We start from the raw sequence: 13948 nt of genomic DNA, 5'->3' as shown, positions 1-13948 counted from the left end.
CGCGCTTCAAATCGCGCTATCACGAGCGGGCGGACCGACTGTTACCCGTCTACCAAACGGGACAAAGATTCGACGCGCTAGCACTACTTTGGCAGAGTTTAAGCTGCGCGGGATTCCCAAATCAGTTTTTTTGTGACTCATGGGTTGTCGGCTTGTGGAGGGGCCGACCATGGGAGGCGGGAGATCGGATTGGCGGAAGGAGCTTGGACGCTTTCTGGAGCCGTTTTTGGATCGATTGGGTCACAAGGCTCGGCGACAGATGTGCCCAGCCTATGTGGCGGGACTGATTGGCTCCGGCGATCGCAAGAGCATCCAGCCCATGGCAGCGCGCGACGGACAGGTCGGCTACGACCAGCTGCATCACTTCATAGCAAGTGGTGTATGGGATGCGGCCCCGCTGGAGAAAGTCCTGCTTGCCGAGGCCGACAAGATGGTTGGCAGTGATGACGCCTGGCTGATCATCGACGATACGGCGCTGCCGAAGAAGGGGGAGCGCTCGGTCGGCGTGGCGCCGCAATACGCTTCAGCCCTTGGCAAGACAGCCAACTGTCAGTCTCTGGTCTCGGTGACGCTGGCATCGCGCGAAGTGCCGGTGATGGTCGGGCTGCGGCTATTTCTACCCGAGACCTGGACGAACGATCCCGAGCGCATGAGGCAAGCCCACGTGCCGAAGGATCGGCAGATAGCTCTAACAAAGCCGGAGATCGCGATCGAAGAAATCGATCGTGTCATCGCCTCCGGCGTACGTTTCGGCTGTGTGCTTGCCGATTCAGGATACGGATCAAGTGGGCCTTTCCGCCAGGCTTTGAGCGAGCGCGGGCTGCTGTGGGCAGTGGGACTGTCGCGACGCCAGAACGTCTACCCCGCGGACGTTGCCCTTATCTTCCCCATCGCAAAAACTGGAAAGCGCCGCAAATACCACATTCCTGACCGGCCTCCGGTTTCCGCCGAGGCAACGTTGAACGGAGAGAAATGGCGAAAGGTCAGCTGGCGACGGGGGACCAAGGGCCGGCTGAGCTGTCGCTTCGCGGCCCGCCGTGTTCGGGTTGCGGACGGTCATAAGCATCGGATGCTCGATAATCGTATGCAGTGCATGCCTGGCGACGAGGTCTGGCTCGTCGGCGAGCGGCGATCGACCGGAGAGCAAAAATATTATGTGTCGAACCTGCCGGCCGATGCCACCATCGTGATGCTTACAGCCGCCATCAAGCCCAGATGGGTCTGTGAACAGGCGCACCAGCAACTCAAGGAAGAGCTTGGGCTCGACCACTTCGAAGGCAGATCCTGGACAGGCTTACACAGACATACCTTGATGACGATGATCGCCTACGCCTTCCTCCAATCCCGCCGCCTCAAAGCAGCGGGACGGAAAAAAACGAATCGTAGGACCGCCACCCCAGCCCAGCATGCCCGCCATCAGGCAAGCCATTCTCGATCTCTTCGAACGCCCTCCACCCCTGCGATGCTCCCATTGTGAAAGGCTCCTCGTAGGAATCGCTAAAACAAAAGTGCCAAAGTAGTGCTAGCGAGCATCGCTAGCTACGTTCTCTTGTATTCGGACCCGCGAAACGTCGAAAATTGGCGAGAAATGAAACGACCCCAGTGCTTAAAGCGGCTGGGGTCGTTCCGAGGTAAGCGCCAGGCTTGGGCGGGGGGCTGAGGCCAGACGCCTACGACATGAAATCAAACACGCAGATTTTCCGCACTGCTTTTACCACGCCTCGGGTCGACTTTAAGCTCGTAAGAGACTGCCTGCCCTTCCCGCAGGTCAGAGCGGCCAGCGCGCTCCAGGGCGCTTATGTGTACAAAAACATCTTGGCCGCTCACATCCGGCTGAATGAAGCCGAAACCCTTCGTCGCGTTAAACCATTGGGTGGGTTCTCCTCGCAGGGAAGCCGCGAATTTCATCGGCCCAAATGGCTCATCGGCCACTATTTTGGGGACAAGCAGCGGCCTCGCAACTACCAAAATGGGTAGCTGGACGAGCGTACCGCACCAAATTAGCATGCTCCCATGACTGTTCGGAGAACATGGAAGATGAACTGGAAGAAGGAACTGGAGGCGCTGGTTCAACAATCCGCGGCACTCGTAGAACGCGCCGGAGCTTAGCGCCTATTCCAAAGCTGATAGCACCCATCGCGCCAATCGCAAAAGCTTCCCCACCCGATTCTCCCCGGCGGTTGAGCTGGGACACCTCGGAGCGAGAGCACATCAGCAAACGAGTAGCAAATTTCAGAGCGCATCAAGAGCGCGTGCGCCGCGAGCGCGACGAATATTTTTCCCGCACGATGCAACGGACACGGGATCTCGCGAGAGGCCACGGCTCCGACGAACAGATGTAGGCGGTCGGACAGCTCGCGCAACTTTGCTAACAATCCGCCAAATCGCGCCAGAAGAGTCGACTGCGGCCGACCACCGGCTGGGAACGGCGAGTAGCCGTGAGAGTCGTACGACTCTCCAAGAGACGCCCGTCACAGCCCATCTGAGGATTGCCGCGCGCTGAGGATTGCCGCGTGGTGTCCTCACGCCATAGGTTGCCCTCGTACTGGATGCGCTGGGGCGCAACCGCGCGATCGTTGTAGTGGCGCCGCCGACGCCCACACGAATCTGGCGCATGGATTTTGCACCGCCGAGGAGGGCGCGGGTGTTGACCCTGCCCATCGGGCTTAATCCAGTGTGAAGTTCGTTCTGGCCGAAGACGAGGACCAGAGCATGCAGCACGTTCGAGATCGGAAGGCCCGATCTGCTGGCTCGGCGCGTGAGGCAGAGACACGAGATGTGCGCATCGGGGAAGAATTGAGATCAGACGCGCTTCACTGGAGATCGCGATAGGCATTTTGTTGCATCGGACCGTTGTTGTCGCGGCGGCGGCTAGCTGTCGTTTGGGGCTGTCTCATGATCGAGAAGTTCGCGGGAAAGGGCGAGCTTGGCAGCGCGATGGCGGTTGGCCATGAAGCCGAAGTGGCGGATGCGATGGAAGCCGTCGGGCAGCGTATGAAGCAGGAAACGGCGAATGAACTCGTCGGGCTTGAGCTTCATGATCTTTGTCGCGCCGCCCTGGCGGTAATCCTTCCATGTGAAGGCAACATGATCGTTGTCGAGTGCGAGCCGGCTGTTGGCGATCGCGACGCGATGGGTGTAGCGGCCGAGATAGGCCAGCACCTGTGCGGGTCCGCCGAAGGGCCGCTTGCCGTAAGCAACCCAGTTGACCCGCTGCATGGCTTTGGATGCGACCAGCGAAAGCGTCGAGGGGACAATGCCGATTCCGGCAGGAATTATAGGCGATCCGCGTCATGCCGCAGTCATTGCGGGCCTGCGCCGAGCGCCTCGGTTCGGCACCCAACAATGGCGCTCATCACCCGCCGCTCGACGCGACCGAGATGACCGGCATGGTCACGACGATAGGCGTCGCCATGCCGGCGCAAGATATCGGCAATCTCGATGGCGGGTCGGTGCGGGCGGACGTCGGGGCGGGTCATAAGCCGGATCCCGGAGCCGTTGTCATGCCGATGGCGTCACCTCCAGCGACAGGCGGTCGAGCGGGCTCTGCGTCGCCCGGACCGTATGGGTGGCGACCTGCGTGTAGCGCGCCGTCGACGACGGATTATTGTGCCCGAGCGGAACCTGGATGATCCGGATGTCGATTCCGTTCTCCAGAAGATGTGTCGCGAAGCTGTGGCGCAGCGTGTGCAGCGTGACGCGCTTGGTCAGGCCCGCAGCCTTGACCGCCGAGCGGCAGGCGGCATGCAACACGGTCGGATCAATCGGGTGACCTTCGTCACGCCCAGGGAACAGATAAAGCCGCGGCCGGGCGAGCCGCCAGTAGGTGCGCAGGATGCCGAGCAGTTGGGGCGACAGCATCACGTTGCGATCCTTCGCGCCTTTGCCGTGGCGCACCTGGATGACACCGCGGGTGCTATCGATGTGTTCGATCCGCAGTCCCGCGACCTCGGAGGCCTTGGGCCCGGCCGCATAGGCGGTGGTGAGCGCGCGCGGCTCTTCAGGCTCGACACCGCCTCGAGGAACGGCACCACTTCGTCGGCGCTGAGAACGACCGGCAGCTTGCGGGGCTCTCGCGCATAGGGGATGCGCTCCGGGATGAGCGCCTCGCCGAGCGTGACGCCGTAGAAAAACTGTAGCGCACAGACGATGATCTGGTTCAGCGCCGGCCATGAGATGTCGGTCGAGACCAGATGCACCTGGAAGGCCCGGACGTCTTCCAGCTCTGACCGCTCAGGCGATCGGCCGAAATAACGGCTGAACTTCGAAACCGCGCTGATCCAGGATCGCTGCGTCGCCGACGACAGATTGCGGACTGTCATGTCCTCGATCATGCGACGGCGAAGAGGGCTCAAATCGGCCGTCTCAATACTCCTGTCTGAGGGGGGGCTCCAACACCCACATCCTCAGCCAGGAGGCGATCTACGCCACCTCGCCACGCACGCCGCGACAGCGGCTTCGTTCAATCCCAAATCGATTCGGTCTAACCCCATCCGGCTTTAGGCCGCACAATCCGCGAAACGTCCTAACCGCGCTTGCATCGATGTCGGCGCGCCGCAGCTTGGCCGTCTGGCCATGACGGCTGCAGAACACGCGCACCAGCACACATCACACGAACAGCGTAATAGCCTTGAAGAAGCCTCCCTCCTGATGCCCGTGTAGGGATGGGTGGCGTCGAGATCGAGGATGTTCTGCAGGCCTCAACCATGCGAGAAATGCGCGCTACGCTCAGGAGAGCCATTGCGGCACCCGCTGAGCTGTGCGTTATAAACAGAACGCTGCCATTGTAGCTCAGCGCTCACTTGCAGGCAGCAAACCAATCAGCGCTTTAGCCTCGGACTTCAGCACTTCAACGGCAGATTTCCGAGCATCTGCATCAAAGCGAGTGCGAATGGCGGAGACTGAGAGTGCGCCCCGCAATTTGCCATAGACATCGATTACGGGCACCGCTGCGGCCGCAACCTCAGGATCACGCTCGCCGATCGAGACGTAAAAGCCACGATCTCTGATCTTCTTTCCATCAGCTAATGCAAAATCGCGGTAAGCGGTAAGAACGCGGCCCGCAGCGCCGCGATCAATCGGCAATCGTTGTCCTTCTTCGAGGTGATGCCGGACGGAACGCGGAGAATTAACGCGATAAAGGCAAATGCGCTCGTCGCCCTCCGCGATGTAGAAGGATGCGGTCTCTCCGGTTGCTTCGACCAGACGATGGAGCGAAGGTCTGATCAGGTCACCGAGGTCCAGCCCACGCTGATAGAGCGCCCCAAGGCGCCATAGCTCCGGTCCGGGTCGAAATAGCCGGTCGGTCCCCCGCACCAGGAATCCGTCCGCTTCGAGGGATGCGGCAAGGCGAAGGACCGTGCTCTTGTAGAAGTCGGTCGCCTCGGCAATCTCGGTCAGCGTCATGGCTGCGCGCTCAGCGCCGAAGGCCTTGAGGATCGCCAGGGCGCGCCCGACCGCATCAACCCCTGTCTTTGCCATTGATACAGCCTCGTGTTCTGTGCTGCAGAACAGATATCCAGAATGGATAGAAAGTCCAGTAATCCATGCTCATCTGCGTTCTATGTTGCAGAATGCAATTGACTCCGGATATAGCGCCAGTTACCTGTTTTGATGCTTAGAACAGGTTCTGCGGAGCGAAACAATGGAGGGGCAGCTGGCACTTGCCGTCGACCTGCGCGACGTGATGATTCGCTTCGGCGACTTCACCGCCGTGAAAAGCATGAACCTCCAGGTCGGCGAAACCGAATTCGTTGCAGTGGTCGGGCCGACCGGCTGCGGAAAATCGACCATTCTCAATACTGTCACCGGACTGCTGAAGCCGGCCGCCGGCGAGGTTCGCATTTTCGGCAAATCGCTTAGGGGCCTGAACGGTCAGTCCGGCTACATGCTGCAACAGGAAGGGCTGCTGCCCTGGAAAACAGCCCAGGACAATGTCGGCCTCGGGCTGGTGTTTCAGGGAAGCTCGATCGCGAAAGCGCGCGAGCAGGCGCGGCCCTGGCTCGCCAAGGTCGGGCTGAAAGGCTTCGAGGAGCGCTATCCGCATCAATTGTCCGGCGGCCAGCGCAAGCGCGTCGCCATGGCCCAGACCCTGATCATGGAGCCGAAGATTGTCCTGATGGATGAGCCTTTCTCCGCGCTGGACGTTCACACACGCCGCCTCATGCATCGCATCCTGCTCGACCTATGGCAGGCGGACCGGCGCTCCCTCGTCTTCATCACCCACGATCTCGATGAGGCGATCACGCTGGCGGACCGCGTCGTCGTGATGTCCGCCGGTCCCGCGAGCCGCATGGTTGGTGATGTCAGGATCACGCTGCCTCGCCCGCGCGATGTCTCGGCACTGCAAACGACCGATGAATTCGTCGCGCTCTATCGTGAAATTTGGTCGCTGCTCGGCGCCGAAGTGGAGAAAAGCTATGCCACGCACGGGTAAGGTCGCTCTCACGCAGTTCGCCATCGTGCTTGGGCTGATCCTGATCTGGGAATTGGGCGTGCGGGCCGGGTTGATCGACCCGTTCTTCTTTCCGGCCCCGTCGACACTCATCGCAAGGATCGGAGAGTGGATGTCAACGGCCGACTTCTGGACCGATGTCAGCATAACACTGCTGGAGACGGTCCTGTCTTTCCTGGCTGGTATCGGGATCGGCACGGCGCTTGGTATCTGGTTGGGCTTAAGCCCGTTTGCGGCCGAGGTCCTTCAGCCCTTCATCAAGATGTTCAATGCGATCCCGCGCATCTTGCTGGGGCCCATTTTTGTCATCTGGTTCGGATTGGGCCTCACCTCCAAGGTCGCGCTGGGCGTGACGCTGGTTCTCTTTGTCGCATTCTTCAACACATTTCAGGGCGTTCGCGAGGTCAATCCGGTCGTGCTCGCGAATGCCCGCCTGCTGCGTGCATCGAAATCCTCCCTGCTGCGCCACGTCTACCTGCCGTCCGCCACCACGTGGATCCTGTCGAGCCTGCGGGTGTCTGTCGGCATGGCCGTGATGGGCGCGGTGGTCGCCGAATATCTCGGTTCGTCCGCAGGATTGGGGCACCTGATTGCGCAGGCCGAGGGTGTCCTCGATGCCACCGGCGTGTTCGCAGGAATCATCGTCCTCTCCGCCTTCGTCGTCGCCCTCGATGCCATCGTCGATCGCGTGGAAAAGCGGCTCCTGGTCTGGCGGCCGGCACCTGCCCACGAAGTTTGATCGTAGCGCTGCCATTCTCAAAGAGGTTCACATGCACGCTTTTCCACGACTGATGGTGGTCATCGCGATAGCCGCATTCCCGCTCATTTCAGCGCATGCCGCCGAGCCCGAAAAGACAAAATTGAAGATCGCGGTGGGATCACAGATCCTCAACTATATGCCTCTCGAGCTTGGCGTGAAGCTCGGTTCGTTTAAGGACCAGGACCTTGAGGTGACCGTCGAAAACTTCCAGGCCGGTGGTTCGAAGGCCTTGCAGGCGCTGATCGGCGGTTCGGTGGACGGGACGGTCGGCTTTTACGATCACACCATTCAGATGCAGGCGCAGGGCAAGCAAATTTCCTGCGTGTTCCTGCTCAATGACATTCCCGGCGTGTTGCTCGGTATCCGCAGCGACCTCGTTGACAAGGTCAAGTCTGGTGCCGACCTGAAGGGCCTCAAGCTCGGGATCACGGCGCCGGGGTCATCGACCGACACCATGGCGCGCTACTACATCAAGAAATCTGGGTTGGGCCCACGCGATGTGAACATCATCGCAGTTGGCAGCGGTGCACCCGGTATGGTGGCGCTCGAGGCCAAGAATATCGACGCACTCGTCTATTTCGATCCGATTGCGACCCTTCTCGCGCGCAAAAAGAGCGCGACGCCGCTCTTCGACGCGCGCACGCTCGAAGGCTCAAAGCAGGCCTTTGGCGGAATCTATCCGACCGCCTGTCTATACCTTCAGCAGAGTTTCATCGATAAGAATCCGGAAACGGTCCAGCGCCTCGTCAACGCCTTGCTCAAAACGCACCGCTGGATCAACACCGTGTCGACGGAACAGCTCGTTGACGCGGTGCCTGCTGGCTACAAGACCGACAATCGCAAGGTGAACATCGAAATCATGAACGCGTCGAAAGCGCTGTTCTCGTCAACCGGTCAGATGGACATCGAGGCGGCCAAGGTGCCGTTGGCCATCCTTAGCGACTTTGATCCGAAGATCGGTGCCGCAAACATCGACCTGGCCAAGACCTTCACTAACCGTTTCGCGGAACGCGCCGCGCAGCAGCTGAAATAGCTGCCCGGACCAGGATCTCGTGATCGGATCATCAAAGAAGGCTCTTTCGAAATGTCTCTGCCGTTAACCGGTATCCGCGTCCTCGACCTCTCAAACGTGCTGGCTGGTCCGTTCTGCGGCTATCATCTCGCGCGCCTTGGCGCGGAGGTGATCAAAGTCGAAAACCCAAACGGTGGCGACCTGGCGCGGCGCCTCGGCGCGGATCCGAAAAGAGCGGAGCGCCTGCAGGGACTTTCCTTTGTCGCCGTGAACGCCGGCAAGCAGTCGGTTGCGCTGGACCTAAAATCGGAAGCGGGCCGCGAGGTGTTCTTGCGACTGGTCAAGGAAGCCGACGTGGTGCTCGAAAACTTCCGGCCGAAGGTGATGGAACGCCTTGGCCTCGGCTTTGATGTGCTTGTCAGGCTGAACCCGCGTCTGGTCTACTGCGCGATCTCCGGGTTTGGGCAGAGCGGACCGTGGTCCGGCCGTCCGGCCTATGACCAGATCGTCCAGGGTCTCTCCGGAGCCATGAGCGTCACCGGCGATATAGCCTCGGCTCCCCTGCGCACGGGCTTTCCGATCTCGGACACGATCGCGGGACTGACTGCTGCGTTTGCCATCGCCGCGGCTCTGGTCGACCAGCGGCATAGGCACCGGGGTCGGTTCATCGACGTGTCCCTGCTCGAAGCCACCGTCGCCGCGATGGGATGGGTCGTCTCCAACCACCTGAACGCCGGGGTCGAGCCGCAGCCCATCGGCAACGAGAACTTTACCGCGGCTCCGTCCGGCACGTTCCGCACCGCAACGGGCCCGCTGAACATTTCGGCCAACGAGCAGAAGCAGTACCAAGCTCTATGCGACCTGATCGAGCGACCGGACCTGAAGGCGGATCCACGCTTTGCTGGACGCGAGATGCGCAAGGTCAACCGCGCTGCGCTGAGCGCGGAGTTGAACAAGGCATTGATTTGCAAGCCCGCTGAGGAATGGGAGACTCAAATGAATCTGGCTGGTGTCCCTGCCGGCCGTGTGCTGACGGTCTCGCAAGTGTTGCAGCAGCCACAGGTCCTTGAGCGCGGATTCGTCGAGACTTTGGCACCAGAACAAGACGATGCGCAGCCGTTACGAATCACGCGGCCGGGCTTCCGGCTGGATGAGGAGTTTTCGGTGCCTTCACCACCTGCGACACTCGGAGCAGACACTGAGAGATGGCTGCAGCGGCTCGGCTATTCGTACGCGGAGGTCGAGCAACTGGTCTCAAGCCGGGCCGTCGGGACGCCAAAGCAAGGAGAGGCTGACTTCCTGCCCGTCCGCGTAGCCACGGACGGACCGATATCATGAGGCAATAGGCAGGTTGAAAAGATGGAACCGGAAATGAGCGAAGAAGAACTGCGACAGCAAGCGGCCGGTTGGTGGCGAACCTCCATTTGCGATATCGCGCCAGGTCGCATCGCCTATCGCGGTTATCCAATTCAAGATTTGATAGGCCGCGTTTCCTTTCCCGCCATGATCTGGCTGATGTTACGTGGCAATCTGCCGACGCCAGCACAGGAGCAGCTGCTGCAAGCTGCGCTGGTTGGATCCGTTGACCACGGTCCGCATGCGCCCTCCATTGCAATTGCCCAAATGGCGGTGAGCTGCGGCCTGCCCCTGAACGGCGCAATGGCCTCGGCAATCAACACGCTCGATGACGTGCATGGCGGAGCAGGGGAGCAGGCTGTCGAACTCTACGAAGATGTGCTGCGACGGCGCCAAGGGCGAGAGATCGAGCAGGCCGCGGGCGCTGCAATCGACCATTTCACCGCAACCCGCAGCAAATATCTGCCGGGCTTCGGCCACCGGTTTCATCCAGTCGACCCGCGCGCGGCCCCACTATTGGCGCTGGTGGATGCCGCAGCCGACGAGGGCAGTGTCGGCGGCGACTATGCCAAGGCCGCTCGCGCGATCGAGCGGGTGATGCAACAGCGCAAGAGCAAGCTCATTCCGATGAACATTGATGGCGCGACCGCGGTCATTTACGGCGAACTGGGCTTCGCCTCTCCGCTCGCGCGGGGGGTCTTCTGCTTGTCGCGCGCGGTCGGAATCCTGGCTCACGCCTGGGAGCAAACTGGGCGCAACGATCGCAACAAGGGCCCAATGCCCAAGCAGTTCGGCTACAAATACGAGGGCCGGCCGTGTCGCAGACTGGAAGGCCCATCATGAGTATCTCGAAAGCCCGCCCAAGCTGATTGAGACCAGCGTGTTTTGGTCGATGCCGGCGGAGTTTCGTCGCCGGGTGTTTCTTCGGAATGGGCAGACGCGAACCGTGGGGATAGCCAGTAGATTGTGTCATCGAGGGACCGTCGTTCGACCAGCCCGAGAATCTCTGTGTCGTCGACGTGACGCGCGACAATAGCATCTGGCGCGTACCGCTGATGCGTGACGGCGGCGTCGGGAAAGTCGGACGATTCAGCTGGTTCTTCGGGACGAGCGGTCCTGACGGACTGACGGTCGATCAAAATGGGACGCTCTTTGTCGCGCATGATTCCGTCGGCCACGTCTTCGTATTGGGCGCCAAACGGCGAAGCGGTCCGCTCGCATCCAGTCCTGCGCAGGGGGGAGCTGCACGAATGTCGTGTTAGACGCGGCACTCGGCGCATTGCTCATTACGGAACGCTACCGGATCAGTGTTGATGGCTGATCTCGCTCACTTTCCTCGAAATTCGCCAGCAGGAGAGGCAAGGTGGTGCGGAATCCTTTCACGCGCCGGTCCGCCGCACCAAGATACAGGAATGAGTGGTAGACGACTGGCCTGGCCACTTGCCCAAAGAATGTAACTGGTGACGAATGGATGGCGTTTGTGTGCGGTGATCTCAAACCAGAGTCAGAAAATCGCACTGCATGGGAGGCGCAAAAGAACGATTCGTAAGGCTGGGTCGGGCTTCGCCCGCAACGGGCCGCCGCCGACCTGTCGCCTTTTGGTCGGGCGGGCCGCGGTATCGATTCCCACAATGAAGAATGATTGGTCGCTGATATTTTCGAACGTTCTCGCCAAGAAGGCCGAAGAGGTAACCGCTCGCGCTGGGAGTCAGCACCGCATAACGTCAAGGTTCTCGATCATGCTCGGCGGCGACGCACGCGTGAAGCGTTCGTTTTCAGAAGCAACAAGCCGCAGGATTTACTGCTTGAAGGACTTTACCGATAGCACGCTAAACCAGGAGACGCTTTAGGTCTGTGGCGCAGAGGTCGTACTTCTGTCAGAGCCTCTTGCGCGCGCGCAATCCTGCAACCCGATATCCCCTCTCCTCGTAGAAGTGGCGTACCCGTTCTAGGGCCGGATAGCCATCCGGAGGCAACGCAACCTCAATCATCTGCCAGCCGCGGCGCTTCGCCGCCGAATCTACCGCCTCGAGCAGATGCCGACCAGAGCTCCGGAATTCACGAGAAATCCATAGCTCCTGAAGCACGCGTACGCTCCGGCTGCTCTCACCGCCTGTACGGCCGAGATGCTAGCTACCCCTACAATCTTGTCCGGTGCCTTGTTCCTCGACGACAAAATGAAACCCCGTTCGGGATCCTGAATCAGGCGCAACGCCGCCTGGTTCGCGCCTTGAAGGCTGAACTCCGGTCCGGGGCAATCTAATTCTGAAAGTAGCTCTTCGACCGCTTCTGCGACCGCGTTCTCATCTCCTGGCACGCTCTTGCGCAAAGCCGTGCCCCGCGAGACGGACCTTGCGCTTCAGCGCCAACACGAACACCCGACCTAGCCCTCTGGAGGAAATTCATGCTCAGTAGGAGACAGAAAACGCAATTGAGAGCAACTATCAGGCTCGGTAGGAAGCAGGACGTCCACACTCGCTATAGGCAACAGAGCTGAGTTAATTGCAAGCCATTGCCGTTCTCAGAACGACTGCGGGTTGAGCAGCTGCGAACTCATGATGGACTGCCTTCGATTGGAAAACATATCACCAAACGGCACACGCCGGTCATGCCGATCAAACGTTCGTAAGAGTGATTGCCGATCGTCGCTCACGAACTACTCGATTGAATAAACCGTGCACCACGATGATGGCAGCGCCATAGGGCGTCAGCTCGGTGCGTCCGAACGAGAGATTCCCACCTCGCGTGCGTCACTCGTACGAAGTTGCGAGAAGCGCGACAGGTATCACACCCGTGCGCCCGATAAATCGTCTGAGCAAGATCGCGAAAGATTTTGCACACTAATGCGCTATCTTAAGCTTATCTCGAACAATCGAAAGATATCGGGAAGCACAGCTTGTCTAGACCTTCGCTCCTCGTTTAAGGCACCGTCACGGAACGGGAGTGGTTGCGATGGAACATGGACAGGCCGAACTGGTCGGAGGGAAACCTGTAATCTTCGGGCAACGTAAGGTACGGCCGCGGGCGTGCCTGGCCGTCGGCAAGCGGCATCTGCGCGCCTTTCTACGGGATGTGCTGGAGAATATGGGGTTTGTTATTAGCGAATGCAGGACTGCTGACGAGCTGCCGCTCGTACTCAGCACGGAGTTCCCTGATCTGATCCTGCTCGGCATCGGCTCGGACCGCATCGAGCCTGGACGATTGCTCGAGATACTGGTACGCGAAGAATTTGCAGGCCGAGTGCTGGCGTTCGGAGCCCGAGAGTCGATCATCATGGCTGCGGTGCAGCAGGTCGGTAGTGAATATGGGCTTGCTATGCTGCCGCCGCTCAGGACGCCGTTTGCAGCCGAGACGTTGCGCGATCGGATCGCCATGCTCTTGCCAAAAGAGCCGGCGCCCCGTCCCGCGGTTCATGTCGGAGAAGCCTTACATGCTGGCTGGCTTGAGCTCTGGTATGAGCCGAAGTTTGACGCGCGTACCCTTAGCCGTCGCGGCGCAGAGGCGCATGTGCGAATGCGGCACCCGACCTGGGGCGTTGTTCCACCGGCCTATTTCATCCCGGAGCCTCAGGATCCGCATTTTAGGGAGTTGTCGCAGTTCGTGATCGACCGCGCGATCAAGGATTGGCATTATCTTCTGGAGCAGAAAACTTCGATCGATCTCTCCATCAATCTCCCGGCAGCATTCCTGATTGACCCGCAGGCGGTACGCGATCTCTGTCGGCGCATGCCGTCGCACCCCGCTTTCGGCGGTTTGACGATTGAAATCGAGAGCGTGGAAGCTATCCAGAACCTAGATCTCCTGGTCCAGGTTGCGCGTGAGGTTCGCTTTCACAGCATTGGCCTTGCAATCGACAATGTCGGTGCCAATTGGCCACAGCTGATGGGCGTAGAAAAATTCCCGTTCATGAAATTGAAAGTGGATCGTCAGTTCGTCGGCGGCTGCGCGAATGGGCCCCTCAAGCGAACGGTGTGCCGCCATATCGTCGATCTAGCCAAAGAGTACAATGTGCGCACCGTCGCCGAAGGTGTGGAGAGCCAGGCCGACCTAATCGCTGTGACCGAACTCGGCTTCGACCTTGCGCAGGGCCATCTGTTCGGAAAAGCCATGCCACTGAAGCAATTTGCACAGTCATCTTTCCACCATGCTCCAGCTTGCGTCACGAGTGGCTGAGTGCGGCCAAGCGAAGCCTAGCAGCGCTCACGAGTACCGCCGTGCCTACTCGGCACCAGGCATGAGGCTGAGTGCAATTCAGTCGGTCACTTGGCAAGGCAAGTGTCGCTCGCCCCGCCGCAACTTCACTTCCCTACGAAGCTTGTTGTACCACAAACCCGTTTTTGCAAGCCTCCAGCGAGTCGATCCGCGG

General features: G+C 60.1%; 10 protein-coding genes and 2 pseudogenes. 7 read left to right on the top strand and 5 right to left on the bottom strand.

Going from position 1 to position 13948, the window contains the following annotated elements:
• Window positions 1-169: 169 nt before the first annotated feature.
• Window positions 170-1477 carry an IS701 family transposase gene (locus AC0L2O_RS27890; RefSeq protein ID WP_473371978.1) on the top strand — a complete coding sequence of 436 codons (1308 nt, stop codon included), beginning with the start codon at window positions 170-172 and terminating at the stop codon, window positions 1475-1477.
• Between the two features lie 206 nt (window positions 1478-1683).
• Here the strand turns inward: AC0L2O_RS27890 and AC0L2O_RS27885 are convergent, their stop codons facing one another.
• The 5 genes and pseudogenes from AC0L2O_RS27885 to AC0L2O_RS27865 all read right to left on the bottom strand — a co-directional run bounded on the left by AC0L2O_RS27885 (window position 1684) and on the right by AC0L2O_RS27865 (window position 5481).
• Window positions 1684-1908, bottom strand: coding sequence for a cold-shock protein (locus AC0L2O_RS27885; RefSeq protein ID WP_473371977.1), 225 nt, complete (start codon window positions 1906-1908; stop codon window positions 1684-1686).
• A 993-nt stretch (window positions 1909-2901) separates the two neighbouring features.
• A pseudogene (locus AC0L2O_RS27880) lies at window positions 2902-3219 on the bottom strand (transposase); the annotation flags it as partial.
• Between the two features lie 83 nt (window positions 3220-3302).
• Window positions 3303-3479 (bottom strand): hypothetical protein, encoded by a 177-nt coding sequence (locus AC0L2O_RS27875; protein ID WP_473371976.1) that lies wholly within the window; start codon window positions 3477-3479, stop codon window positions 3303-3305.
• 22 nt (window positions 3480-3501) lie between these two features.
• Window positions 3502-4334: pseudogene (locus tag AC0L2O_RS27870) on the bottom strand (tyrosine-type recombinase/integrase).
• A 457-nt stretch (window positions 4335-4791) separates the two neighbouring features.
• Entirely contained in the window at window positions 4792-5481 is a 690-nt protein-coding gene (locus AC0L2O_RS27865) for an IclR family transcriptional regulator (RefSeq protein ID WP_369726401.1), read from the bottom strand.
• Window positions 5482-5644: 163 nt separating this feature from the next.
• Between AC0L2O_RS27865 and AC0L2O_RS27860 the strand changes: the two genes are divergently transcribed.
• From AC0L2O_RS27860 to AC0L2O_RS27835, 6 genes are all read left to right on the top strand, one after another.
• Window positions 5645-6436, top strand: coding sequence for an ABC transporter ATP-binding protein (locus AC0L2O_RS27860; protein WP_473371975.1), 792 nt, complete (start codon window positions 5645-5647; stop codon window positions 6434-6436).
• Window positions 6420-7193 carry an ABC transporter permease gene (locus AC0L2O_RS27855; RefSeq protein WP_369726399.1) on the top strand — a complete coding sequence of 258 codons (774 nt, stop codon included), beginning with the start codon at window positions 6420-6422 and terminating at the stop codon, window positions 7191-7193. Before AC0L2O_RS27860 ends, AC0L2O_RS27855 begins: the two co-directional genes overlap by 17 nt.
• Window positions 7126-8247 (top strand): ABC transporter substrate-binding protein, encoded by a 1122-nt coding sequence (locus AC0L2O_RS27850; protein ID WP_473371974.1) that lies wholly within the window; start codon window positions 7126-7128, stop codon window positions 8245-8247. Before AC0L2O_RS27855 ends, AC0L2O_RS27850 begins: the two co-directional genes overlap by 68 nt.
• A 51-nt stretch (window positions 8248-8298) precedes the next feature.
• The gene (locus AC0L2O_RS27845) at window positions 8299-9564 is read left to right on the top strand and encodes a CaiB/BaiF CoA transferase family protein (RefSeq protein WP_409190674.1); all 1266 of its coding nucleotides are present in this window, start codon (window positions 8299-8301) and stop codon (window positions 9562-9564) included.
• Between the two features lie 33 nt (window positions 9565-9597).
• Window positions 9598-10425 carry a citryl-CoA lyase gene (locus AC0L2O_RS27840; RefSeq protein WP_409190673.1) on the top strand — a complete coding sequence of 276 codons (828 nt, stop codon included), beginning with the start codon at window positions 9598-9600 and terminating at the stop codon, window positions 10423-10425.
• A 2109-nt stretch (window positions 10426-12534) separates the two neighbouring features.
• Window positions 12535-13755 (top strand): EAL domain-containing response regulator, encoded by a 1221-nt coding sequence (locus tag AC0L2O_RS27835; RefSeq protein ID WP_473371973.1) that lies wholly within the window; start codon window positions 12535-12537, stop codon window positions 13753-13755.
• Window positions 13756-13948 lie beyond the last annotated feature (193 nt).

Source organism: Bradyrhizobium sp. Kon10 (assembly GCF_055807395.1).
The sequence above is the reverse complement of the archived record's forward strand: the minus strand, read 5'-3'. Positions and strand labels throughout refer to the sequence as shown.